Source organism: cyanobacterium endosymbiont of Epithemia turgida isolate EtSB Lake Yunoko, from assembly GCF_000829235.1.
Taxonomy (GTDB): domain Bacteria; phylum Cyanobacteriota; class Cyanobacteriia; order Cyanobacteriales; family Microcystaceae; genus Rippkaea.
In genome coordinates this window covers 666,951-693,371 of sequence record NZ_AP012549.1, presented here as the reverse complement: position 1 = coordinate 693,371, position 26,421 = coordinate 666,951, and the positions used below count along the sequence as shown (strand labels likewise).

The following is a 26,421-nucleotide window of genomic DNA, read 5'->3' as shown; positions in this document are numbered from 1 at the left end:
ATAAAAAATGATAATTAAGCTATCTCACTCAAAAAATTAGGGTAAATTTGAGGTTCATAAACCTAAAACCTCCATGGCTATTTTAATTAAATCAAAGTAACGTTGCTGAGTAATATCGACGTTCTGCAAATTTTCCCGCGTTGTTCCTAAAAACCCTTGTCTTTCTCCTCTTTTAACGGCTAACACCTTTCCTTGATCATTTCTAATTTTTAATTTCTTCTCCGTGGCAGAAAAACTACATCGATAGTTTCGCCCTTGATATTGAAAGATTTCTGATTTCTGATCAGAAGCAGACAAAGGATATGATGGTAATCGTATTCCTACAATGTCTAACTCAATTTTTGAATTACCATTCCAGTCATTTTCTGTTAGTTTATAAGCAATATCAACTCGTTTAGGTAAGGGAAAATACTCGCCCCAACGCCAAGCAATTGCATATATCTCTGTTTGATTATAATCATTTTGAGAAATTTCTAACTTAATATGATTTTTACCTACTATTCTTTGCTTAACAATATAAATATTAGGAGTCCAAAAAACAGGGAAAGGATTGCCAATTCCCAAAGGTTGAAGTTGATCAATGGACTGATATAAATTAGTAGTTAATTCTTTAAAATTAGCCTGAGCATCAATTATTACTAAAGGTTTGAGATGTTGAGTTTTTAAGCATTGATGGGCGAAGGTGCTTAATCTTTGTTTGAAAGCCTCTAATTTGCTAGCTGATAAACTGAAGCCACCTGCTGCTTTATGTCCTCCATATTTTTCTAAAATATCTTGACAAAAATCCAATCCTTCAACTATATTAAACTCTTTAATTCCTCGTGCAGACCCTCTAATTTTACTAGAGTTTTCTTCATAGGTTCCGATAAAAACAGGAACTCCGTAACGTTCTACTAAACGGGAAGCTACAATGCCAATAACCCCATGATGCCATTGAGATTTGATCACCACTAAAACTCGGTCACGTTTCCAAAGGATTGGAGTATTTTCTATTAAATGAATAGCTTCTAATTCAATTTTTTCACATATGGACTTACGTTTGTTGTTAATTTGCTCACATTGCATCGCTCTTTCTAATGCGATTTTAGGATCATCAGTAGTCAATAATTCAATCGCTATTTGAGGCTCGCCAATACGTCCTACTGCGTTAATTCTTGGTCCTAATCGAAAGCCAATATCATCGGGTTTAAGTTGTTTTTGTTCTTCACTGATTCCGGTAACCTGCATGAGCGCTTGAACTCCTGCTAATTTTGAGTGGGGAAGCTTCCTTAAACCCCGTTTTAACCAACGTCGGTTTACACCAACAAGGGGGACTAGATCTGCTATAGTTCCTAATGTGAATAATTCTAATAATGGATTTACTAAACCCTTGAGTAACCCAAAACTTTGAGCTATTGTTACTGCCAAAATATATGCTACTCCGACTCCTGCTAATCCACAATAAGGAGAAGTTTCTCGAAGTAATTTTGGATTAAGAATCGCATCGGCTGGAGGTAATTTTTTAGGGAGATTATGATGATCAGTGATAATAACACTTAACCCCAATTCTATAGCTCGTTGAATCGGTTTACAAGCTGTAATGCCATTGTCAACTGTTAAAATCAACCCTACTCCTTCATTAGCACAGGCTTCTACAATATGTTCATTAATGCCATAACCATCTTTTATCCGATTGGGAATTTTATAGTGAACATCAGCCCCCAAGTGGGTGAGAGCACGCAATAATAAGGCAGTACTAGTCATACCATCAGCATCATAGTCCCCACAAATAACGATTTTTTTCTCTGTGGTAATCGCATCTTTTAATAATTTTACACTGATCTCTAAATCAGGGAATTCCTCTAAAGGTGAAGGAAGAGTTTGAGTTTCAGGACTGAGGTAGATTTCAATAGCATTGGAACTCTCAATACCCCGATTAATAATAACTTGGGCAATTAAAGGTGGTAGTTTTGTTGTTTTGATCAGTTGCTCGACTTGTTTGGGATTAGGAACAGCAACTTGCCATCGTTGATCGGGCAATTTCATTAGGATTAAATCTTGATTATTGGAGATTATTATTTTAAGTCCTATTCAAAATTCTTGAGATTTAATTTCAACGACTACACCCTACTAGAGAAAATTTTAGAGATTTTTTTGAGTTATTTAATTGAAGTGCAACACTATAAATCAAACATAAAATATATGTTGTACAATCAACTTTTATGATAATAGAAGAAGAAAAAATATTTATTTTTTTATTCTGTTTGTATGTTGTTGATTATATTCAGATTTATTGATTTGTACTATTTTTAGGAAACCTAATGGAGTTGAATTAAATAGCTTAAACACTTGCCCATCAGAAAATAGACTACTAGCATTGCTGCAGCAGACATGGCTACTAAAGTTCCTGCTAGCATTAAGGAAAATTCTTGTTGGTCAATTGCTTCTTGCATTAAGTGGAGTGACCAGGCGACTAAAGCCACATCAAATATTAAAATTGGGCTCAACATCTCTTAAAGAAAGTTAATATTTATTCTATTCTAGTATAGAACTTTTGGGGGGGGTAACGTTCTTTCTAAAAAATTAAGGATTTCTCTATTATTAGAAAATAAGCTCCCGACAAACTCATCAGGAGCAATCAAGTTGGCAAACTTTTAAGAATGCTTAAAAAAGCAATTATTGTCTCGAGTTATAGACTAGATTTAAAGACACTCCAAAACTGCTTTTTGCTTAAAATTAGCATGACACTTAAGAGTTTCACGATTAAACTTCATATGGATAGAACGGGTTTGTTCTCCATTAACAGCTACAGCCACTATAGGATAGTCAATCAAACCATCTTATCAAGACATCTGGAAACGGAAAATACCATCAGAATTAAATCCAATAGAATAACCACCAATGCTAACAGTAGCATCAGGTTTAGTAGATCCATAAACAATTAACTCAGCACCAGCTAATAACAAGAACTTACGGGAATACCCGGGCAGTGTAAAAACAGGAACTCCTAACCCCACACCAAATATACTAGATACATTCACACTAGGAGCGGGAGGAATTGCTCACATTCCAATACTGGAAGGAAAGATATAAGAACTAACCACTTTTTCTTTATGAATGTAGGGACTGATCATTGAACCTGCAACTTGTTGCATAGAACCGAACACAGAAGCTGCCATGCACTGAGCTTTTTCTCCTTGAAGCATACCAAAAATTTCGTCGTAGACAAGACGCCTGGAATTGCTTGATGGTGAGTAAGAGGAACGAAATTTTAAACAATCTTGCTTTGGAGTTCTTGGTTCGAGTCGACAGTAACAACGATGTCCTTTGCCCAGTCAGAAAGATAGACAGAACAGAAGCTGAACGAGCGAGAATCAACCAGCGTCCATCGAAACAACGATAACCGATGTCGAGAACATAATTACGATCACTTACGGAAATCGGTAAATACCATTCCCGTGCTAACTCATCTGTTCTCCTTGGCGAGGTCATTCTTCTTTAGCACCATTAGGAACATATCAATAAGCATAAGACCATTGCGCATCACAAGGAAAAATTACAATGCGGCTTTCTCTATAGCCATCGTGGAGATCACCAAGCCCGCCATCAACAGAAGATGAAAGTTCTTCTACGATATCGTCTTAACCTATTTTAAATATAAATGCTTCCATTTCTTATTCTTCCTGAACGAGTGTTGGACTTATTGTCGTTTCTTTAATTTTTGGGTTTTGAACAGTTTATTCCTGAATAAGTTGTTTTATCGCAGACAGTAGTCGTGCTTTACGCATTCTGCTGTAAAGGGAGAGATGATACTTATTGGCTACTCTGCTGCATAGCTGTCTGAAAGTTATTTCCTCTAACGAGGGTTGCTCTTGTGCCATCATGAGATATGCTCTCCGATAGTTTAGGCAATAAATAGCTTTTGCTAAAGTCTTAAAAGTTTCATATTAATTATGGTTAACTCATGTAATTTGGATTAAAGAGATCTTTTGCTCAATTTTAAGTAACAAAAAACTAGGATAAATGGTCAAGAAGCGAGATTGTTAAATTACAAGATTATTAACAAATTTATTAAGTTTTGGGAGATTATATTGTCATTTTTTCCTGATATTTATGACTACTGATAAGATCTTCTATTTAGCTTAAAAGATCAGAAAATAATGACAGATTTTGTAAAAGCCTAATAGTAAGGTTATGAAGAGACCGATTTGAAAAGCATCAATGTCTCGAAAAGCGTTCTGGAAAGATTTGGTTACCTTGATAATGCATTAGAAGTAAAAGTGTGCAGAAAAAGTCCTTGAAGCCGAAATTATAAAAACACATACAAAACCTTTTTGTTAATTGAAGAGTGATTATTGATATTTTAGGCTAAATAGAAGATGCGCACAGACTTAATGACAACAATATATCAAGTTTTTCTAATAGAATGGTATTTAAAGAAAAAATAACTTATCTAGGCTATGTCCATAGAGTTAAGTAAATCCTAATAACATTATCGTTAGCCACTATAGCAATCCCGTTACAATGAGGAGTAACTGTAAACATAGATTTTTTGTTTATATTTCAACACCCTTTTTTAAGGGGCCATAACTGCAATATAAAGGCTATAAGGGCGATATGAATCGATTTTGCGAGGAGATACCAAAAAGACGTCGATGAGCAACTCAATATCGGTTTTAACAGAACTGTTGCAAATTTTTCCCTATTGGCGGCCTCAAATGTATTTCAAGGCTTCCTTGACAGCTTTATCTCATGCTATGGAAGATCAAGTCTTAGCCGGCTCAGGTTATCCTCTAGTTATTGCCAGTTTTCAACGAGAACGGTTTTATCGGCAAGAAGCTCAACGATATCGGCGAATCGCTCAAAAAACAGATCAGGTTTATGTATTGGCTGCTCCAGAAGCCGACTTTGAAAACAGTTCTGAAGTTTATGAAAAGATCGCCTTTAAATCAACAGACAGCTTGGCTCAAGAATGGAACTTAATCGTTATTGCTCAAGATTATGCGAGCTGCTTAGTATGTCAAGAACGCATTGGAGTAAATTATGATAATACCAATGACCGTGTTGGTTCAGCTATGGACAATAGCCGACGTTTTGAAGGAATTTGGACATTCGATCGTCAAGTAAGTCAACAGTCCGCAGATACCTTGTTACGACGCATTCTCGCCTATCGACCGGAATTAAAGACAAAAATCAAGCAAGCTCGTCAGAAATATTTACCGGTGACCACTTTAAAACAAAGAAGAGTAAATCTTAAGCAAAAAGAAGTTAATAAGTTAACGTGGGATTGTCCTAACAGATATCCCGATCCTTTTGTACAACGCCTCGTTAGTTATCTACAAGCTAGTCAGTATAAACTGCTTAAGGCCAACCGTTCCCTAGCCTCCAAAGAGCATAAGGAACGTCTGATTAACTCGGTTACCACTGCTATTCGACACTCACTAGATCCTGAAGAGATTTTGCACCTAGCCGTTCAGAAATTAGGAGAAGGTTTGGGAGTATGTCGTTGTCTTGTCTATCGCTGTCGGGAAACTGATACCACAGCTACAATTCAACATGAATTTTTAAGTGCTGGTATTGCTTCAATTAAGGGAGAAACTTGGCCGTTACACGACAATCCCTTATTTCAAGAAGTGATGGAGTTGCGTGATGCTTTGATGATTGAAGATGCAAATAATGATCCGCGTATTTTCAACCGAACAAAGTCCGATTCAAAATCTCTGCAAAGTCTTGTTATTAAGTGTTCAATCCTATCCTGGCTACTAGTTCCTATTCTATATCGGGGAAGATTATTGGGGATGTTAGAATTGCATCACTGTGGTCCTAATCCTGTGGACTGGAAAGATGAAGATGTGGCTTTAGTTAATGCGATTACCACTCAAATTGGTGTGGCCCTCATTCAAGCCGAAGCTTATGCTAATCTACAAGATCTTAATGAACAACTTGAGGCCCTTGATCGCACCCGTTCTAATTTAGTGGCTATTACTGGACATGAATTACGCACACCTCTGTCTACTATTCAAATTTGTTTAGAAAGTTTGTCCACTGAACCTGATATGTCCCCAAAATTGCGTCAAGTGATGCTTAATACAGCCTTGCAAGATGCTGAACGTATGCGTAAGCTTGTCCAAGATTTTCTGACCCTTTCTCGGTTAGAAAGTGGACGGGTAGAATGGCATCCCGAACCCTTAGATTTAGCTGAATGTGTTGAACTATCTCTGAGTAATGTTAGGTCCCGTAATCGAGATAGAAATTTACCCAACATTAAAAACTTAGTAACTGCTGAACTTCCCTTAATTCAAGCCGATGGGGAATGGCTAGTGGAAGTGTTAGCTAAATTGCTCGACAACGCATGTAAGTTTACCAGTTCTAAAGGAAGTGTAACCATTGAAGTTAGCAGCACTCATCCTGGTAGTTTAGAAGTTACGGTAGCTGATACGGGGCGAGGTATTGAGCCCAACTGTTTGGAAACAGTCTTTGATCGATTCTATCAAGAAGAAGGAGCATTACGGCGTAGTACAGGGGGAACGGGGTTAGGCTTGGCTATTTGTCGTCAGATTGTTCAGGGGTGGGGCGGTGAAATATGGGCGGAATCAGATGGGAAAGATCTCGGAAGTCAGTTTCATTTTACGGTTCCTATTTTCCTTAAAACTATTCCTTGCAAAAGGACTAAGAAAACTTCATTGGCTAAGACAAGTAAGTTAAACAAAAAATAGACAATGATCATCTGAATTAAATTTAAGAATCTTAAAAAATTTGATACTTTTTACTGAAAACTAGATTTATTTTATTAGCTTTTTTAAAGCTACTGAATTTAGTTTAGTGTAGAAAATGCTAAAATATCTTTGTTTATTTAAAATGTGAGTTTGGTGAAAAGAGAATTAGTATTTATCGATATTTTTACTATGAACATAAAATCTCATCTTAATCTCGCGGAGGTATTTTCTGATCTAGATAATCCTCATCAAAGATTTGAGCAGTACCGTAATTTTGTTGAGAACAGGTAGAACTATAACCGTGGTAATTAATTTTCATGATTCAAGATATCGAATCATGAAAAAAATTTATATGTTGCAGGTTCTTTCCCCTTGTAAAAAAGTATTTCCTCATCTAGTTAGATATCATTATTTTGTAGAAGTTTTGCCCTGAACAATGATGTTCCTGAAGCATTTTTTATAGGCTCGCAAGGGAGAAAATACAAAAATTAATTTTACCAATTTTACTTTGATATAAGTCTGTTATCAATCTTGTAGTGGAGTATGCCAAGTTTTGAAGGCTTAGTAGAATCAGTACAAAATTATAGGGAATGTTATTTTAGATTTAAACTTTATTTAACTAAAAACAACTATAATAAATTATTGGCTTTATAGATAACTGTAAATTTATCCCTGAGTTTAGGCAAGATGTGATTAACCAATTATTTTAGGAACGAGGATATGTCATACAATAACTTTTTTAAAAGTTCTATAAACTGAGAAGCATGATTATTTCGTTATAAATAGAAAATGAAGTAAAAATTAGTGAGATTTATAAATAAAATCAAGAAAATTTAACTATATTAATGTTTTTAAATTGAAACAATTAACTACCACTTAAATATATTTATCAGATTAAATATTCAAAAAATTAATTAATTTATATATCTATTTACCTAAAAAAAATTATATTAATTTACAATAAAAAGGTATATTAATCATATGTAATGCTGTTTTTCCATTAGTTATTTTAGTTTTTATTGTTGGCGATTATTATTTTAGCTAATTATTAACTATCGTTGTATTTTAACTGAGTTGTTTAAAATAACAACCGTATCCTTAAATCTTGTTAAACCAACATTTTTAATAGAAAACTCCCCAATAAACATCAACTAAGACAGTATTAACTTAATTTCAATGAATTGAATGTAGTGATACAAAATAACTTGTTCTTTTCTAATTCATTTTAGATATATTGACTTAGTAGTCCTGAAAACACCATTAAATAACCTTAAAACTATTGAATATTAATTATTGATTGGGAAAGATTCTGGGCATACTGCTAAAGTCTTAGGATTAGAATTTCCTTGGCGAATTACCTCTACATCAAGAATTTTTCCAATAGAACTCAGCTCCACTTGTTCTTGTACATCCGTTGCAGTTTCTACTAATTTACCCCCAACTTTTAAAATTACATCTCCAGGTTTAAAACCAGCCTCAGCAGCAGGAGAATTATTTACCACACTAACTACTAAAACTCCTTTAGTTTCAGTTACTTCAAAATCTAATTTATTTTCTTGATTAAGTTCTTTTTGTAACTCTCCATCCAACGTAACCATGTGAATCCCTAAATAAGGATGATCTGCTTTTCCCTTGACAAACAATTGTTGGGCCACCCGTTGGGCTATTTCGATGGGAATAGCAAACCCTAATCCTTGAGCATCTGCACGAATCGCTGTATTAATACCCACCACTTCTCCATTAGAATTAAGAAGAGGCCCTCCTGAATTCCCTGGATTAATGGCTGCGTCGGTTTGAATAAATCTTAATCTCTTGTCGGAAACTCCAACTTCTGAACTTGAGCGCCCCAAGGCACTGATAATTCCTACTGTTACAGTATTATCCAATCCTAAAGGATTCCCAATAGCAATTGCCCATTCTCCAGGTTGTAAATTCTCAGCTGTTCCTAATTTAACTGTGGGCAGATCCGTAGCACCAATTTTTACTACAGCCACATCAGTCATTTTATCAATCCCTAATACTTGTCCTCGATAGATTTGTCCATTTTTCAAAGTCACTTTAACTTGTTTTGTTCCATCAACCACATGGGCATTTGTCAATAATTGGCCATCTTCACTAAGAATAAACCCTGATCCTGTTCCCCGTTCAATATGTTCCTTAGGAATCGGAATTTCCTTGCCAAAAAAACGACGGAAAAAAGGATTCTCAAAAGAGTCAGGAAGGTTGCTAGATACTTGTCTAGCTGCATCAATGCGAACCACTGCTGGACCAACTTTTTGAGCAGCTTTAGCAATAAAATTGAGATTGTTTACACCCGCAGATCTAGAAGGAAAATATAAAGGGTTCAGATTGGTGGGAACCACTGGAGGGTTTTGAACCGTCTGAGTAACCAATGGTTGATTTGTATAGTAACTTCTCCATAATCCAAGACTGCTACCTACAGCTAGAAGTGCAACATAGACACATAATTGTTTGATGGAAATGCTCATGATTCTTTAGTTCTGGATAAATACAGGGTTCCCTATGTAAAGATTATGACAGGGTTTTTAGATGGAGGGTCAATCTTGGCCTCTTGTTTTAACATTTTTTTTCTTGGTAATTTCTGGCAACTCATTAGAAGACTTAAAAAATAGTTTAAAATTTTACTTGTCTTTGAGCTTTTGATTATGTATGATGGTACACGACGCGAATAGTTATGATGCGGATGTGGTGGAATCGGTAGACACGCACGCTTGAGGGGCGTGTGGCTTATGCCATGCGAGTTCAAGTCTCGCCATCCGCATTTAAAGTAACAACTCTAGTACCATTTAAATCAATCGATAACAATAGGGCTTCTGCTTCAATTCCTATATGCATCCATGCATTAGTCATAGCAAGTGATACCTGCTCGGCATGCTCAGAAGAAGTTAAGGCAATTACTGTAGATCCTGCCCCACTAATGACTACCCCATAGGCCCCCACGGACATGGCAGCTTTTTTTAGAGAATTGTAGCCCTTGATCAACATTTGACGATAAGGTTGATGTATTCTATCGTCCAATGCCATTATTAACCAATCTCGATTGCCTGTTTCTAATGCTTTAATCAATAATCCCAGACGAGCAATATTGAAGATAGCATCATGGCGACTTAGGTGAGTAGGTAAAACAGCTCGCGCCTCTTGGGTAGACAGTTCAAAATTAGGAATAGCAACCACAGGAATTATATCTGGGTGCCAAACAATGGGACAAATTTGCCAATTTCCTGCTTGTCCTACAGATAATTGACAATTCCCTAACAAAGCAGGAACCACATTATCAGGATGACCTTCAATAGTGATTGCTAATTCCATAATCTCGGATAAGGAAAGAGGTTCGCCAGCCAATTTATTTCCTCCCATTAAACCGCCAACAATAGCGGTGGCTGAACTTCCTAACCCCCTAGCTAAAGGAACTCCCAATTCAATATCGATGGCGACATCAGGAGGCGTTTGTCCCAGATATTGATAGAGTTTCAGAAAAGACTTATGAACCAAGTTAGTGCGATCAGAACTTACTCTTGCGGCTTCTTTCCCTGTTATAGCAATAGTCAGGTCAGGAGTTTCCGTTTCAATGGGGCTAAACTTGAAGTAGTTATATTGGTTTAAAGCAGCTCCAATGCAGTCGAACCCCGGGCCTAAATTAGCTGTTGTAGCTGGAACCGAAACTTTAATAGTAGACATAATCAAATCCTCATCAAAAAAACTTGCTTATACATTATGGAAAATTCTGTGTATAGACATAATGCTAGGAATTTATTTCGAGTATAGGGCATAATAAATGAGACTAGGGGATTGAATCTCGGCTAAATTCCTATAAACTACTTATAAAAAACTTTATTTATGCCAGGTCTTCCGCTAATTCATAAACCTATACTCGGAGTGAGAAAGTAAAACTATCGTGTCGTCTAGCACTATTCGACAACAAACTAATCCAAACAAGCCCCCCTCTCCTAAAGCCTCCTTTAGGCAAGGTGTAGTAAAAGTGGCTGGAGGAACTGTACTCAGTCTCTCCCTGTTAGCCAGTTCTATTATTGCAGGGGGACTTGTTGGACTTGCCATTAGCTTTCGCAATCTCCCAGACGTTCGGAGTCTAAATAACTATGCCCCACCAGAAACCACTTATATCTACGATATCAAAGGACGGCTACTATCGAGACTTCATGAAGAAGCCAACCGAGAAGTGATAACTTTAAACTATATGTCTCCTGAACTTAAAAGGGCGGTACTAGCGATTGAAGATAGTCACTTTTATCATCACCACGGGGTTAATCTCACAAGTATTGGTCGTGCGCTTTGGGTGAACTATAAAAGTGGTGGTGTGGTAGAAGGCGCCTCTACCATCACCATGCAGTTAGTCAAAAATATCTTTTTGTCGACGGATCGAACCTTTAACCGCAAACTTTCTGAGGCGGTTCTTTCTCTTCGGGTAGAACAGGTTTTTGAGAAAGATAAGATCCTAGAAATGTACCTAAACAATATCTATTGGGGTCATAATAACTATGGGGCACAAACTGCGGCAGAAAGTTATTTTGATAAACCGGCATCCGAATTAAACTTAGCTGAATCTGCTTTGATGGCCGGACTCATCCAAGCTCCAGAAACCTATAGCCCTTTTATTAATTATTCTAAATCTAAACAAAGACAAGCAATGGTTTTAGACAGAATGCGGGGTTTGGGATGGATTTCTACTCAAGAGGCTGAAGCAGCCAAAAAAGAACCTTTAAGGATGGGTAAACCTACAGCATGGCAGAACAGTAAACTTCCCTATGTGACCGATACTGTTATGGAAGAGCTAGAGGATAAATTCGGTGAAGAAGTTACCCTAAAAGGGGGAATGCGGATCCAAACTAGTGTTGACTATTATCTTCAGCTTAAAGCTAAAGAAAGCGTAGAAAGGGGTTATCGTAACTTACGGCGATGGGGAATTTCTGCTAAAGATCTACAGATCGCTTTAGTATCGGTTGATCCTCGCACTCACTTTATTAAAGCAATCGTAGGAGGAGTTGATTACAATAAAAGTCAGCTAAATCGTGCTACTCAATCTCGTCGTCAACCTGGATCTTCCTTTAAGCCATTTGTTTACTATACTGCTTTTGCTAGCGGCCAATTTACCCCCGACTCCATTGTCAATGATAATCCTGTAAGTTTCCGGGATGGACAAAATGTTTATAGCCCTAAAAACTATGGAGGGAGTTATAGAGGTCCTATGCCAATTCGTACTGCTTTGATACAATCGCGTAACGTTCCGGCAGTGATTATAGGAAGTAAAGTTGGAGTTAGTAAAGTTATTGAGATCTGTCGTCGCATAGGAATTAAAAGTCCGTTACAAGCGGTGACTTCCCTTCCCTTAGGGGCTGGAGATGTCACTCCCCTAGAAATGGCGGGAGCCTATGCTACCTTTGCTAGTAATGGTTGGCATTCTAAACCAACAGCCATTGTTCGAATCACAGACAGTCTTGGCAATGTTTTATTAGACAATACTCCAGAACCCCAATTAGTTCTAGATCCCTGGGCAACGGCTAACTTAACAGCAGTTTTACAGGGAGTTATTACGAGTGGAACAGGGAGAGCGGCTAATATTGATCGTCCTGCCGCAGGTAAAACAGGAACCACAGATTCAGAACGTAATGTTTGGTTTGTGGGTTATGTTCCTCAATTGGCTACAGCAGTTTGGATAGGAGATGATGCTAACCGCGCTTTAGGGCGAGGGGTTACAGGAGGAGGTAATGCTGCCCCCATTTGGCGAGACTTTATGAAACAAGCAGTAGTCAATGAACCGGTTAAATATTTTCCTGCTGCTTCTGAGTTTCCTCGTCCCAAAGTACAAAAAAAAGGTAATTAAGCGTTTTAATCCTTAAATCATGTATAAAAAGCTTATAGGATAACCAGTACTGCCCAGATAATTAGAAGTAGTTTTGCCTGTTATATCAATGATGAGGTTTTGTTATATGGAGAGTTTAGTATTAGGAGCATAGTCTTCATAAGAATGGCACTAATTTACTGTTATCCCTAAAAAAAAATTAGTCTTAAGTATTATTATTGAAAATAAAATTAAGCGAGATTCTGTTAATCTGTATTGCGGATTAAACAGTAATCGCTACGAACAGACATCAACATGTGTTGGTAAAGTTGACTATGAGAACTCTGATCAATTAATGCAATCTTATCGTTTAAGGATATTTCCTAAATTAAAGCAGGGAAAAACTTTCTCGAGTAAAGTGAAGCTAAAAAAATTACTTGAAGAGCAAAAGATAGAGTTAGTGCGATTGAATTGTTAACAATATAGTGTAAGTTTAAGAAAATTGCCATCTATTCAAAAAGGGCTTTTTTAAAAGTTTATACAAAAATTAATCTGTGTAATTAACTGGGATTAATGGAATTATGAGATGCTTAGCGAAGCTGTGGGAAAAATTCGTGTAAAATATCTAGATCAATCAGGCTTTAACTTTTGGTCAGCCATCACTTATAGTTAGTTTAAAAGAAAGGGACAAGAAGGAATTAAATAAACTGAAAAAAAAAGTGAAAGGTAAAATACATGTAGCTTATCAGAAATAGGAAAAAGGTTTGAATTTTAATTAACCTTAAAGAGGTTTTTCAAAATTTAATTCTTATTTTCCATAAATAAATAGAATTGAGAACAAATAGCAAAAAACAAAAGAGGCTTTATTAGTTGTTTAAATCTTAAAAAATAAAAAAATTGACAACACTAGTAACATAAATCATCGAATCATGCTTAGAATAAAATAGTTTAAAAGTGTAGAGATTTCTTGTTTAGCATTAAAATTTTGAGGAGGTTGATTGACTGTAAGCTAAACATAATAGTGTGATGATCTAAATTTTTTTTAACCAGATTAAAAATTAGTTTTAAATTTCAGATAATATAATTAATACCTCTGTCAGTTTCTAGCTTTATTTGAGCTCATTAAGAAAAAAAATTTGAAGATTTTTTTAGTGTAAATTAGTGTTTTTCACGTCTTTAATAGTTATTATTATAGTAATATTTATTTATATTTTACTATTTTTAGTTTGGAAAAATTTATTAATTAAAATTTTTAATTAAGCTCGAAGTGTTTAGCCAATAATTAAATCTGTATTTTTTATCTTATGATTGCTTTTGCCGTGGACTCTAAACTTTATTTTAAAGCTAGCTAAATCACCAATAAACTTATATACTCTATTATAATCATCTAAAATAAAAAATCATAATTTTTTTATGTGAATTATATTTAATAGGAGTGTTAATCTTGACCATATACATAACAAATATATTTTTATACATGAATTAACTATGATTTTTGATACATTATATGTTATAGTTTACGTCTTTTGATAAGATATAAAAAATTATTTTTTATATCTTATATCTTATTAATTTTAAATTAATGTTATTGTATTTAGGGGTTACAAAAATAGAGTAAAAATAAAAATTTTTTTTACTATGATATAAAAAATTTAATTACCCTTACTCTTTCTGTAATATATTGAAAAGCTCTTATTACTAAATGAACTAAATGAGAGGAGTAGATAGTATAAATATGATCAGTAAAACATGACAAGTAATTGATGTATTGCTGAAAATATTTCAAATGAAGAAAGGACTGAGTTAGCTTATTCTCTATTAGAGCAGATGGAGAAAGAACAATTAAGCGATGACAAAATTAAACAAACGATTATGGATATTGTTCGAAGTAAAATAAAGTGCTAAAAACTTTTTAAGAGCTTATTGAAGCCGTGATAGTGTTATTTTTAAATATCTTCATTCTACGGTCGTTACCTCTTTACAATATTTTCTGAAATTGTTAGTGGATTAATAATTTAAATCCTTGTTATGTTAACTGCTATGGTAATTGTACGTTGATGAAATAATAATTAATAAATGGCATCAAAGCTAAGTTGATGCCATTTATTAATTATTGCGGTTATTGCTTTATACTATTTGTACTAAAAAAGATAAATACTAATCATTTTGAAATAGATAAGGTTATGAGCACGAACAAAAACAAGCTATACAAGAAAAAATTACTCAACTGATTAATTAATCTGGTGTTGGTAGAGTTCTCTGTCTATTTTCATGGCAGGTAGAAGTGGTAGCTACAAATCTTCTCTCTAAAAAGTTTCAGGCTTACACCAATTAGCCATTGGTGTAATTGTCTTTAGTTTTTAGTAATAATTGAGGCTAATTCTAGTTCTTCATAATTTTGTCCTTTCATTATCAATATTGTTTAATTTGGTTATACATCGAAGTATTTTGTTAAATAATCTTAATAATTGTGTTGAACTGTTCGATTTTAAAGTCTTGATTTATAATAAATTTTACTTTTTTAGACTGAATGTGATTAGTTAGCAGCTAATAAATTCTAAAACTATCATTTTGAATGTATTTTAATATCTCAAGGCTAGACTTATAGCTTTTGTTTTTTATTATTTTAAAATAGCTAGTCTAGAAAATTCATTACTTTTTTCATCTTGCCTTGTTTTGATTGGGACATGTGTCTAATTTTAATCATAATTGCCTTAACTTTTTTTCGGTTGATCCTTGAGATGATATTTGGTAATAGTAAACTCTTTGGAATTAAAGGATAATGACTTATCTCTATAGGTAAACTGATAAGTATTAAAATTAAATCATAAATTTTTATAGTTGAAAATAATTGTCTTAATCTTTTTTATAGACAAGAAAACAGAACCTGTGCCGACAATACAGATTAATTAAAGGTGTAACATAATTATTAGCCTTCGTACCTAATTCTCTAATTTGATTGATTTAAGTATTGCCCAGAGTGGTCGTCGTGATAATTAATCAGCACCTTAAAGTTATAAGAGCCTAGCAATTGGCTTACATATATAAATGTCATTAAACTTAGGAAGAACTAAATATAGCAAAATTAGACTACAGTTAGTCATCTTAACTAACTGCAGCGTAACTTTACTATCACTAGCTATATCGATAAATGAAATAATCCTAATTAGTCTTGGAAATTATTACTATTCCAACATTAATTTAATCAAAATTAATTTAACTTAAATACTCATTATTTTCTATCCCTTGAAACTGAAAGTTGATAAATTTTATAATAGTAAAATTTACTGTTTAACTGATATATCTAAATTGGGATCGTTATTATTCAGTAAAAGTTCAGCACTTTTTAACATATCTTTAACGATATCTTTGAGATCTTCTTTACTATCTAAATAAGCTTGCAAAGCAGATATGGGGTCTAAATTATTTCCCACCCCCAATTTTGGTAAACGAGAACGGGATAATTGACTGACTAATTCCGGTCTAATGGTATAACTATGGGAATCTTTTAATGCTTTATAAATCTCTCCTGTATTAATTAATTCTAATTGTTCAGAACGAATTTTGTAAATCAAACGTACTACTGAATTTTGTATAGACTTTTTCTGAATGGCTTTAAGGATAGCAAATTGAGGGTCAGATTCCTCAGAAACATTAATATTAATAGAGCAAAAAATACGGCTAGGAAGAGGATTGAATTGCCAATTAACTTCTCCTTTAGTTAATTCTAAAGTGATATAACCTTTATCCTCTTTTTCTTCACTAAAATCTACCCGTTCAATACTCCCTGAGTAAATTATCGGAGGATCATTAGTGAGATTTAAATTTTGGTGTTTATGAACATGACCAAGGGCAACATAATCAAATTCGGGACGAATTAACAAAGATATAGGAATGGTAAATCCCTTGCCAACAGCAAGAAATCTTTCTGATCCCAGATCAGCACGATCTGCCATCAGATGACCTAATAAAATAGTTGGAAGTTGGGGATCGAGTTGACGAATTTCCCCTTCTAAAGCTAAAGTCAGACTCTCAATTAATAAATGCTGAATTTCTTCAAAAGATAAGCCATCAGTTTTGCGACGAGTCAAGAGGGTAGAATGGGTTAACCAAGGTAGAGTAATTACCTGAATTTTTCCATTTTTAGTCAATATTTGATGGGTTTTAAGACTGTCCCCCACAATAAACCCTGGAACCCTTAATGTTCGATAAATACAAAGACTTGCACCTCCATCACCTTGAGAATATTGGTCATGATTTCCAACTAATAATACCGTAGGAATCTTGGCATCAGCCAAACGATGAAATTGGGAAGCAAAGGCTTCTTGAATATAGGGAGGAGGGGTAGCATCAGGAAAAGCATCTCCCCCAAATAAAACAAGATCAACCTTTTCTCTCACGGCTCGATCAATACACAAACTTAATGTGTTGATAAAATCTTCAAAGCGTGTATTTAAACCTGTTTTAGGATTGAGGTGACCATGGGTAAAGCCACTACCAAGATGAATGTCAGATAAATGAATACTTTTTATCATACCTACTTATTTTTAATGGTTATCGAAAGAATTCTCTTTTTCATCTTTTAAGATAGAGGATAAAAAATTAATTAACCTAATATCAATTATTAATCATTAACTGTCTAGATGATCAATAATTTAAATAAATGTTAAAAAAATTTTTTTTATATCTATACATTTAAATAATTAAAGTAAAATAGCTATTGCTTTATTTTACATTTAAATTTATGTTTTAAAGAAAACCTTTTATTCAAAATTTTAAGATAAAATGTATTGTTATTATAAAATATTTTTTCTTAAAATTTATTTAGTTATAGACTTATACTTTACAGAGAGAATAGATTATTTTAATTATTATTGTTGTATTTTTACTTTATCTATAATTTTTTCTAAAACTTTTTATAGTTTTTATTAAATCGGTTTATCATTTTTATATACTTTAATAGTTTAAATAATTATCTGTTATTAATAATGATTAAAATTTATTTCTTATAGTTATTCAAGATATCTTCTATATTCTTCCTGCTAAGTTTTTTTCTCTTCTTTATACAGAACGTTTAAGTCGTCGAAAAATTACTGTTCATATTACTAACGAAACTAATTCTAAAACAGTCGTAAAAAAATATTTTATGGAACCATTACAACAGTTACTCCTACTCCTCATAGAGAAGATTAAAGTTGTTTATTTTTTAAAAAAATGAGGTACTATACATATATAGTGATATCTATTACTAGCTATCTTTAATTTAAATTATTTGATAAATAGTCATTGCGCATTAGTTAATTCTATAAACTGTTATGAGTTTATTCAGACAAACAGAATTAGCTAGAATATTAAGATTTTTTTTCTTGATCTGTTAAAGTGACCTCTAAAACTTGTTGACCTCTACTACATCCTAATGAACGGAGAATCTAAAAATAGAGCTCTCTAATATTTTTTTGACAAATAAGCAGCAGCTGAAAGTGGTTATGATTTATATGTTAGGATTACTTAGAATGATTAAATAAAAAGAGAAAGTACGAATATAATCAGGCTTTTTTTCTTTGTAATTGTTTAACAATCTGCGCACCTCCATGAAAGGTGTGTTTGAATAATTGATATTGGCATTATAGTAATGTAGCGTAATAGAAACAATATTAAATCTTCATTTTTCCTTTTAACATCAAAGCCGTAATATCGACGTCATAGCATCTGAAGTAACAGTTTTAAACTTAATTTGTTCTAAATCTCCCTTGTCCAATTTTGTAGGACAAGCACAGCCTCCCGTAATGACTACAATTTTACAGTTATTGATCACTTCAACTCGACTATCTATAGTATCGCTTAAGACTTTAAACAGCCGCTAAATCAAAGGTAATTTCTTGGGGCTCATCCTCAACACTATCAATCAAGATAGTATTAGCGAGATGTTGTAAGCAACAGGTGAGGCTTAAGTTTTACCAACATTGCTTAGACTAACAATGGTAATACAAGAGGATTTGCCAAGGAGAAATTACTTTCTTATTTTGAAAAAATAAACCTTAATCGACTATTTCCAGCTGATCGAGGCGCAACCAAACATTCGGAATCGGAGTATAAAATTTAACAAGGGCATATTCATCATTTAACTCAAGAATTTCACCCTTACTTTCAAAAATATAGGTAGGAAAGCGCTGCGAATCGCTAGCCTGCGCTTCCAAACTATTTTTAAGTTTTTCACGCACAGTACGAACAAGTGAACCTTTCTTGATTTTAGCTGGCATAATCAATTATTAATTACAGAAGTTTTATCCTGGAGTATTATTTTACACGCAATTAACACAGAATGAATCTCTAGACTCCTTAAAAAAATTGTAATTTTTATTTTTACGAGTCAATTTCCCCTCAACCATTGATCAGACTTTCCATAGTACTTTTTGAAGTTTTCCATAACATCAATCCTTAAGCATATTGTGGAAAATTTTTTAACTAAATTCTATATTTTTATATCTAATAATTTTTGCAAAAAAATAAATATAAAGCCGATTATTAGGTATAAATAAATTATTATTAACCATTTCTGTGATATTTAATAGTATTAACCAGCCTGACTTTTTTTGAGCAGAATGATGTCGACATAAATCTCTCATCCGAAGGTAGTTGAATTTTGAAAAAAATCCCAGTTGATAGGGAAGTTTTTGTTGTTAATTTAGGAATTTTAATGAATATATCTCTCAAGATTTTTGCTGAAATTACCAAATAAATACATGAATATCTCAATAATTTTTTAGATATTCATGTAGACTGGGATCTTGATTGGATTTTTACTTCTGCTTTATCTTTGCCCCTTATACTAAATAAAAACAAACTATGATATCTCTCAATTAATTCTCAATTAGATTATCGCGCTTGCACTCATATTTGTCTAGAAACTTTGTTGAAACAATCTTAAATTAATTGAAAATAGTTATTATGATATTTATTTTAAACTAACTGTAACAAAATAATAAGAAAAAAAGCTACAACTATTACTCTATCACAGTTACTATGACTTTAAAAAGTATATTGTTAGAATTAAGTAATAATAAAAACTTTAACAGTTATTAAATAACAATTTATTTCAAGTGATTTTAGTCAATAACCGCAATATATTCAATTTATATCAACACATCTTTTGGTAAGCGAGAAACTTCTACACAAACACGAGCTGGAGCCGTGGACTCATCAAAATATTGTGCATAGACTTGATTCATAGAATAAAAATTAGTAAAATCACTCATAAAAACCGTTGTTTTAAACACATTATTCCAATTCATTTGAGCTGAAGTTAAAATTGCCTCAATATTAGCGATAATTGGTTGAGTCTGTTGAACAATATTTTCTGTTCCTATAATGTTTCCTGTTTCAGGACTCAGGAGAATTTGTCCGGACACAAACAAAAATGTACCCTTGGCAGTGATCGCTTGATTGTAAGGTACAATAGGCTTAGGAGCTTTCGTTGTCCTAATTACTTGATGAGTCAGTTATTGTTATTTATAAACACTTATGAGGGCAAAAGAGTTTCTATTTTGAGTTTATACTTGAGTATGTTTCTCCTCAAAATCCTCAAAATATAGCGATAAGTCCTTTATACTGGTAATGATACACCTCAAAAAACATAATCTCTAAAGTAAAAATAAGAGACTATTCAATCCAATCTTCTCTATAAAAGTTTAGAAAACCTACTATGAACAACGAGCAAGTGCAGCTAGAAAAAACCTTAAAAACCTCCAAAATATCAAAAAACGTTGATGATTCCTCTGTAGAGCTCAAAAACAAAGTAACTGACCAGCCAGAATCAACAATAATGTCTGATAATCCAGATTTAGAACCAGTTGTAGCAGAGCCGATAGCGTCTGAACCTCAATTTGCCGCAGAGGAACCTACTCCTGAGCAGACTATAGCCACCCTAACTCAGGAAGTGGAAGTTTTACACGGAAACCTAAGCAAAGAAGCTCAACAGTCCGAGATTTTGCAGAAACGTTACATTACTTTAGCAGCAGAATTTGATAATTTCCGTAAACGAACTGAAAAGGAGAAAAAAGAACTGGAAATTCAAGTTAAATGTCGGACAATTAGTGAATTACTGTCAGTGATCGATAACTTCGAACGGGCAAGAAGCCAAATCCAACCTGTTAATGATGGAGAGCTAGCAATTCATAAGAGCTATCAAGGAGTTTATAAAAATCTTGTTGAGAGTCTTAAACGCTTAGGAGTAGCCCCAATGCGCCCTGAAGGAGAACCCTTTAATCCTCTATACCATGAAAGTATGTTAAGAGAATGTACTAACAACTATCCTGAAGGAACAGTGATCGAACAGTTAGTGAGGGGATATTTTCTAGGAGAACAAGTATTACGCCATGCTATGGTTAAAGTGGCAGCCGCTCTGGCAGAAGAATCCCCCGTGACTCCCGCCGAAGAGTCTACTTCAACAGATGGCGGCGGTTCTCTAACTAGTTAACTAGTTTTTCTTAGAGAAAATCCAAAAGGGAGTGGTCAACATAATAACATTGGGAACAAGTTATGCCGGCAATATTTAGGTTTATAGCTAATTCCTTAATCACTTCCTTCATAAATCAACAGAACTAAGTAGACAGCGCTAGATAAATGTTAAAAGGGCAAGAGAACTATTGAAACTAAGCTCATGCCTTTAGCGTGACAGCAGAGTATCTTATCACAGACTTTAATTCAAATCCTAAACCCTTAACTGATAAGTTTGTTATAACCTAAGACTTTTCGGTGGAATCTGCTAAAACTTTATTTGCAAATCCAGAGTTTAAACGTAACACACAACGATCGAGCAAGGCACAAAGGTAATGTCTGATAATAATAAAGAATGACTATAAACCTGGTTTTTAATTTTATTCAAGTTATCATCATTTTTAATTAGATTTTGTTGGACTGACCTTAGAAGATATTTAATCTGGAGCAAAAGGACAAAAAAATCCCTATTTTTAAGGGATAAAAATACTCAGCAAAGTCTACTTAAGACATAATCTACCAAGTCTTTTAAAATCTGGGAAGAAGTAGAAGGTTTGAGGCAATTAAGATGTTGGATGGCTAGGTTTCCATGATGGGAAGCCAACTCCCGTGACCGCTCGACTCCTTGACTTTGATTGACAATGGACAAGGCTTTTTCGATATCTCCTACTTCACTGAATTCTCGTTCAATTAAAGTTTCTAAATATGGGTTTTCCTCCATAGCAAATAAAGCAGGAGCAGTAAGATTGCCACTAATTAAATCAGAACCAGCCGGTTTTCCTAAAACCTCTGTTGGGGTTGTAAAATCTAAGATATCATCGACAATTTGAAAAGCTAATCCTAGGTCTCGTCCGTAAGCATAAAGATGTTCCCTAACTTCAGGTGAAGTATCGCTCAACACCGCGGCTGCTTTTGCACTATTGGCTATTAATGAAGCTGTTTTATAGTAACTTTTTTCTAAATAAGCTTCTAAAGTCAGACTGGTGTCAAAACGATTAATTCCCTGGAGAATTTCCCCTTCAGCAAAGTCACGAATAACTTTAGATAAAAGTTTAACCACATCTAAGTTATTTAAATTAGCCAAATACCAAGAAGACTGAGCAAACAAAAAATCCCCAGCTAAGACAGCAATACGATTATCAAATAAGTTGTTAACGGTGGGGACATTACGACGTAACTCTGCTTCGTCGACCACATCGTCGTGTACTAGACTTGCAGTATGAATCATCTCAGTAATTTCTGCCAGCCGACGATGACGGGGGGTCAGATCTCTATCCAACAGAGTCGCCCGTGAAACTAAGAGAACAATAGCCGGACGAATGCGTTTTCCCCCAGCATCGAACAAATGTTCAGCTGCTGCCCCTAAGATTGGATGGCGGGCTCCGACCAACCGTTTGAGATTATCAGTCAAGAGGCTTAGATCGTCGTCAACAGTAGCAAAGAGAGAGGTGCTTGTCATCATGGGTTAGCTAAACCTGGTGCATCAGTTACGAAAATTTACATACTCTTATATTCATAATAAGCTACCCTTTCCAGACAAGGAAACGAAATTATCTACTTTTTTGACTAAATACCTCAACTAATTCGGTAAAATCCCTTTAAAAAACTGACCCAACCTAATTTCTTATGTTAATCTAAAAATAGAGGTTTTTAAGGATTTCCTATCTTTTCAATTATCAGGCTCCTCAGAAGTATCTCCTTGACTGAGGAAGTTCGGGTCAATATGATCCAGCTAAATTCCTTGTCTAACTAGTTACTCAAGCGTGTCGACTCAGAATTGCTCGGTTTAAGATTGTTAAACAATCGGAGGGTTAGCTTAAGTTAGCCTTAAACTGATATTAAACCTTGTTCACTCTTGAAAGCCAGTGTCCTCAAAGCGAAGAGGAAGAATGCTTGTTTTTATCCTGCCATCGCTTAACAGTAGTACACTTAAGGCGCTGAATATTCAGGCAGTTTGACATGACTACTTATGTCATTAACTCTACTTCTATGTCCACCTTAGCAATGAAAGACTAATAACAAAAAATGCCTGTGATCACTGTGCTTCTCGCTGCCCTCTATTTATTAATGATTTACGGATTACTTATTCTTGCTAAGTGGACGGGAAAGTGGATGTTTCCACCTCGTCGTGATTTAGGATAAAGAAATCCATAATCATCAACGATAACTAATCAATTAAATGATAAATGTCGAGTCAAAAAGAATTGATTAATCCTTCCGGGATTGGTAACTGTATCAAGGGGGCTCTCGCAAACCAATCCTTTTCTATTCAAGAATTTCAGTTTCTTCCCGAGCCCAGGAAGATCTCATTATTTTCGGAAGGGAAACCGACTCAACGACTGGACAATAACCTAACCATTGTTGGGAAACCTTAGGAAAAGTCTTAGGACAACCACTGACATAAAAACGAGTAGCTTGAGCAGTATAATTTCGGTATAATCCCATTAATTTCAACTCTTTTTCAGCAGCTTGTACCACAAAACTGGCAGGATCGATGAGGTTGACAGTTGAGGGGAGAATTTCACGAAAGATGGGAGCAAGATGACGATAATGGGTACACCCGTAGATTAGAGTATCAATATTACGAGCCAGTAGTGGACTCACATACTGTAGAGCGACCTGTTTTGTATAGGGGTCATAAATTCGGTTTTGTTCAATTAGGGGAACAAATTCAGGACATCCTATTTGCCAAACTTGAGCATCAGGGTTAATTTCTTGAATTGCTTGACGATAAGCACCACTCTTTGCCGTTGCTGGGGTGGAAATAACCCCAATGCGTTGACCTTGTTGAACTGCTGCCCTTGCCCCTGGCAAGATAACCCCTAAAATAGGAAAATTAAACTCGCTGCGGACTGTCTCTAATGCCAAGGCTGAACTGGTATTACAAGCCATAATTACCATCTTTACGTTTTGTTGGTTCATCCAGACGAGAATTTCTCGAACAAACCGCAAAATTTCCGACTCAGAACGATTTCCATAAGGCAAACGAGCTGTGTCTGCAAAATAAATGATCGACTCCTGGGGCAACTGTTGGTAAAGTTCTCGCAAAACGGTTAGTCCCCCCACGCCACTATCAAAGACACCAATGGGACTGTTTTGAACGTTGTTCATAAACAATTTAACACACCACACTTTAAGTTGTTCATAATTGAAACACAAAATCTTCAGAGAAGTAAATATATCTTGGGAAGATAAATATATCTTAAAGTTTTTTTTGTTGAATATAATCCAAAATTCCTTTGGCGATCGCCTGAGCCATTTTAAGACGATAAGCAGGATCACTCAATTTACGATTGTCTTCAGTCCCCGTTACAAAGCCAACTTCCACCAAAGAAGCCGGCATTCCTGACTTTCTCAAGACATAGAACCGTCCTTTTTTTACCCCACGATCATCCACATCAATACTACGGATAATACTGCGGTGAATAGCTTCTGATAAATCTGGATGTCCATAATAAAAAACTTCCATCCCATTGATGTGGGAACGACTCCCACCAACTGCATTAGCATGGATACTCACAAAAATATCGGCTCCCACTCGATTGGCTAAATCAGCCCGTCCTCGTAAACTTACAAAATAATCTGCGCTGCGTGTCAACTTAACTTGAACCCCTTGTTCTTGTAATAAGCGAGAAACATCTAAAGAAATAGGAAGAATAACATTTTTTTCCTGTAATCCTTTGAGTCCTACCGCTCCTGGATCTTTACCTCCATGTCCGGGGTCAATAATGACAAGTACTCCTTCCTTAGGAGCTCCAGAAGAAGAGTTAGTCGAATCAGGGATAATTGGAGAGGCATTTGCCGGAGGGAGAATGTTAATCGGCTTAGGATCAGGACTAATAGTCAAAGTTCGTACAGAATGAACATCTAAAGCTAAGACCTGTTGATTGGGCTGAGTGAGCCTCCCAAAGCGAATCCCTAAAGACGGTTTTACTAAAATTTCCACCGATTCAGGTTTGAGTTGACGAACCTTCAACTCGTAAATGGGACTATTTTTCCCTAGTTGCGGGCCTACTACCGGTTCAGCTAGTTGAGTATTAGGAATGTTAATGGTATACACTCCTGTCCGTCGGTCAATATTACCACGCCCTCTAATAGGTTGATTAGACTGAATTAACAGTTGAGTATTATTGTTACTTAGTTGAATAGCAGAAATAGTTGGTAGTTGGTTTTGGGAAACTGAGCTACTAGAATTATTGTTAGCTGATAGCTTAGGGTAAGTTAAATCTCTGACTTGAGAAATACCCCCTTTTGGCATGAGAACTAGCCCTCCTAACCTGGAATAATAGCCTTGCCAGTTAGGGCTATCTTCATCTACCCGTATCGTAACGCGAGCTTCTGGGGTTGAAGTTAGGGTTTGCTCAAATCGAATTTCACTGACCCCATACTTATTTACCGATTGGGTTTGGTTAAGAAGTGACTGGGGAAGGGAAGCCTCTGGCAAAATAAACTCAATAGTTTTTTGGTCATCACTACGGGTTATTTGCATTTGACTGTTACTTCCGTTGCGTTCTAAGTTAATAAAAAGGCCACTACGGGTTATTTGAAAGTCATTGTAATTCGGAACCGGAGGTCTAGAGAGAGGACGAAGAGGCGCAGGGGTAGAGCGCGGAGGTAGAGAAGGAGAGGTTGATGGACGAGCAATTCGTTGGGGAGTGGGAAGGTCTACAGTCCATTGAGTAGGAGAAATTCCTTTAACTGTAACTTTCTGAGGATCGAGAGTATATCCTGGGGCCAGTTCTATCACCAATCGGGTGGTTTGAGCATTGAACTGTCCTATTCGAACACTTTTAATCGTTCCTCCAATTGCTTGATTAACACTAGGACGCTCCAAAATAATTCCAGGTAAGTCAAGGACAACACGGGTTGGATCAGGAATCAATTGAGCTCTAGGTTGAACTTGAGAGTCAGTAGTAAAAACTAAGCGATTATCATTTGACTCAAAACGCCAATATAAAAGCCTTCCTGCTTGTGCTGGGAGGGTGAACAATAATGTACTTAAGATACTCAGTAATAGCCAGTGAAATCTCACAATGATTGCTCCTGTGACACAAAGGTGGCTGTTGGACAGGTTGAAGAAATTATAGCGATTCTCTCGTTGAGTTTGGGGGTTGGTACTGCACGTCGGCAAGAGAGATTTGATAAAATCGAATAACTATTGAACAACTCATTAAGTAAAAGTTTTAGATGTTTAACCTTGCCTTACTTAATTCGTTAATACCGACGACACACTACATAAATTCTGGTAACAAAGAAAGGAGATTTTTTCCACTTCCTTCAGTTGACCGTTTAAATTGTGCCAATAATGATCAAAAGTGCTACTTATTATTGTAAAGGCCTGCTCCACCAAAACCAAAAGACGAAAACTCTTTTATTCAGGTTTCAAATAACTCTAGTCTGTTGTCAACAAAT

General features: G+C 35.1%; 15 protein-coding genes, 1 tRNA gene and 1 pseudogene. 5 read left to right on the top strand and 12 right to left on the bottom strand.

Features of this window, described 5'->3' with window-relative positions:
* Positions 1 to 54: 54 nt before the first annotated feature.
* From recJ to ETSB_RS10795, 3 genes and pseudogenes are all read right to left on the bottom strand, one after another.
* The gene (recJ, locus tag ETSB_RS01975; protein ID WP_044105972.1) at positions 55 to 2,025 is read right to left on the bottom strand and encodes a single-stranded-DNA-specific exonuclease RecJ; all 1,971 of its coding nucleotides are present in this window, start codon (positions 2,023 to 2,025) and stop codon (positions 55 to 57) included.
* Positions 2,026 to 2,297: 272 nt separating this feature from the next.
* Complete coding sequence (locus ETSB_RS01970; RefSeq protein WP_044105970.1) at positions 2,298 to 2,489, bottom strand: hypothetical protein; 192 nt, start codon at positions 2,487 to 2,489, stop codon at positions 2,298 to 2,300.
* A gap of 192 nt (positions 2,490 to 2,681) precedes the next feature.
* A pseudogene (locus tag ETSB_RS10795) lies at positions 2,682 to 3,860 on the bottom strand (DUF4912 domain-containing protein).
* A 774-nt stretch (positions 3,861 to 4,634) separates the two neighbouring features.
* Between ETSB_RS10795 and ETSB_RS01960 the strand changes: the two are divergent.
* A complete protein-coding gene (locus tag ETSB_RS01960) occupies positions 4,635 to 6,695 on the top strand; it encodes a DICT sensory domain-containing protein (RefSeq protein WP_044105969.1) in 2,061 nt (686 codons plus the stop codon).
* Between the two features lie 1,286 nt (positions 6,696 to 7,981).
* On the opposite strand, the gene ETSB_RS01955 is transcribed toward ETSB_RS01960, so the two are convergent.
* Positions 7,982 to 9,184: an HhoA/HhoB/HtrA family serine endopeptidase gene (locus ETSB_RS01955; protein ID WP_044105968.1), complete on the bottom strand. Its 1,203-nt coding sequence runs from the start codon at positions 9,182 to 9,184 to the stop codon at positions 7,982 to 7,984.
* Positions 9,185 to 9,395: 211 nt separating this feature from the next.
* Here ETSB_RS01955 and ETSB_RS01950 point away from each other — a divergent pair.
* Positions 9,396 to 9,477: transfer RNA gene (locus tag ETSB_RS01950), tRNA-Leu, on the top strand.
* Here ETSB_RS01950 and thrB read toward each other — a convergent pair.
* Positions 9,459 to 10,394 carry a homoserine kinase gene (thrB, locus tag ETSB_RS08795; RefSeq protein WP_052470652.1) on the bottom strand — a complete coding sequence of 312 codons (936 nt, stop codon included), beginning with the start codon at positions 10,392 to 10,394 and terminating at the stop codon, positions 9,459 to 9,461. The two genes, ETSB_RS01950 and thrB, sit on opposite strands and share 19 nt — an antisense overlap.
* 217 nt (positions 10,395 to 10,611) lie before the next feature.
* Here thrB and ETSB_RS01945 point away from each other — a divergent pair, with 217 nt between their 5' ends.
* Entirely contained in the window at positions 10,612 to 12,555 is a 1,944-nt protein-coding gene (locus ETSB_RS01945) for a transglycosylase domain-containing protein (RefSeq protein ID WP_044105966.1), read from the top strand.
* A 3,242-nt stretch (positions 12,556 to 15,797) separates the two neighbouring features.
* Here the strand turns inward: ETSB_RS01945 and sbcD are convergent.
* The 3 genes from sbcD to ndhO form a co-directional block, all read right to left on the bottom strand.
* Positions 15,798 to 17,048, bottom strand: a complete 1,251-nt coding sequence (sbcD, locus tag ETSB_RS01940) for an exonuclease subunit SbcD (RefSeq protein ID WP_044105965.1) — start codon at positions 17,046 to 17,048, stop codon at positions 15,798 to 15,800.
* Positions 17,049 to 18,193: 1,145 nt separating this feature from the next.
* Complete coding sequence (locus ETSB_RS10445; RefSeq protein ID WP_269763975.1) at positions 18,194 to 18,328, bottom strand: hypothetical protein; 135 nt, start codon at positions 18,326 to 18,328, stop codon at positions 18,194 to 18,196.
* 223 nt (positions 18,329 to 18,551) lie between these two features.
* Positions 18,552 to 18,773, bottom strand: a complete 222-nt coding sequence (gene ndhO, locus ETSB_RS01935; RefSeq protein ID WP_044105963.1) for an NAD(P)H-quinone oxidoreductase subunit O — start codon at positions 18,771 to 18,773, stop codon at positions 18,552 to 18,554.
* 479 nt (positions 18,774 to 19,252) lie between these two features.
* On the opposite strand from ndhO, the gene ETSB_RS10790 reads away from it, so the two are divergent.
* The gene (locus ETSB_RS10790; protein WP_084220232.1) at positions 19,253 to 19,363 is read left to right on the top strand and encodes a DUF2811 domain-containing protein; all 111 of its coding nucleotides are present in this window, start codon (positions 19,253 to 19,255) and stop codon (positions 19,361 to 19,363) included.
* 283 nt (positions 19,364 to 19,646) lie between these two features.
* On the opposite strand, the gene ETSB_RS01930 is transcribed toward ETSB_RS10790, so the two are convergent.
* A complete protein-coding gene (locus ETSB_RS01930) occupies positions 19,647 to 20,012 on the bottom strand; it encodes a Rid family detoxifying hydrolase (RefSeq protein ID WP_044105962.1) in 366 nt (121 codons plus the stop codon).
* Between the two features lie 203 nt (positions 20,013 to 20,215).
* Here ETSB_RS01930 and grpE point away from each other — a divergent pair, with 203 nt between their 5' ends.
* On the top strand, positions 20,216 to 20,989 hold the full coding sequence (gene grpE, locus ETSB_RS01925; protein ID WP_044105960.1) for a nucleotide exchange factor GrpE: 774 nt from the start codon (positions 20,216 to 20,218) through the stop codon (positions 20,987 to 20,989).
* Between the two features lie 510 nt (positions 20,990 to 21,499).
* Here grpE and sds read toward each other — a convergent pair.
* The 3 genes from sds to ETSB_RS01910 all read right to left on the bottom strand — a co-directional run bounded on the left by sds (position 21,500) and on the right by ETSB_RS01910 (position 26,041).
* Positions 21,500 to 22,471 (bottom strand): solanesyl diphosphate synthase, encoded by a 972-nt coding sequence (sds, locus tag ETSB_RS01920; RefSeq protein ID WP_044105959.1) that lies wholly within the window; start codon positions 22,469 to 22,471, stop codon positions 21,500 to 21,502.
* Positions 22,472 to 23,274: 803 nt separating this feature from the next.
* Positions 23,275 to 24,120 (bottom strand): glutamate racemase, encoded by an 846-nt coding sequence (murI, locus tag ETSB_RS01915; protein WP_044105958.1) that lies wholly within the window; start codon positions 24,118 to 24,120, stop codon positions 23,275 to 23,277.
* Positions 24,121 to 24,211: 91 nt separating this feature from the next.
* Positions 24,212 to 26,041, bottom strand: a complete 1,830-nt coding sequence (locus tag ETSB_RS01910) for an N-acetylmuramoyl-L-alanine amidase (RefSeq protein ID WP_044105957.1) — start codon at positions 26,039 to 26,041, stop codon at positions 24,212 to 24,214.
* Between the last annotated feature and the right edge of the window lie 380 nt (positions 26,042 to 26,421).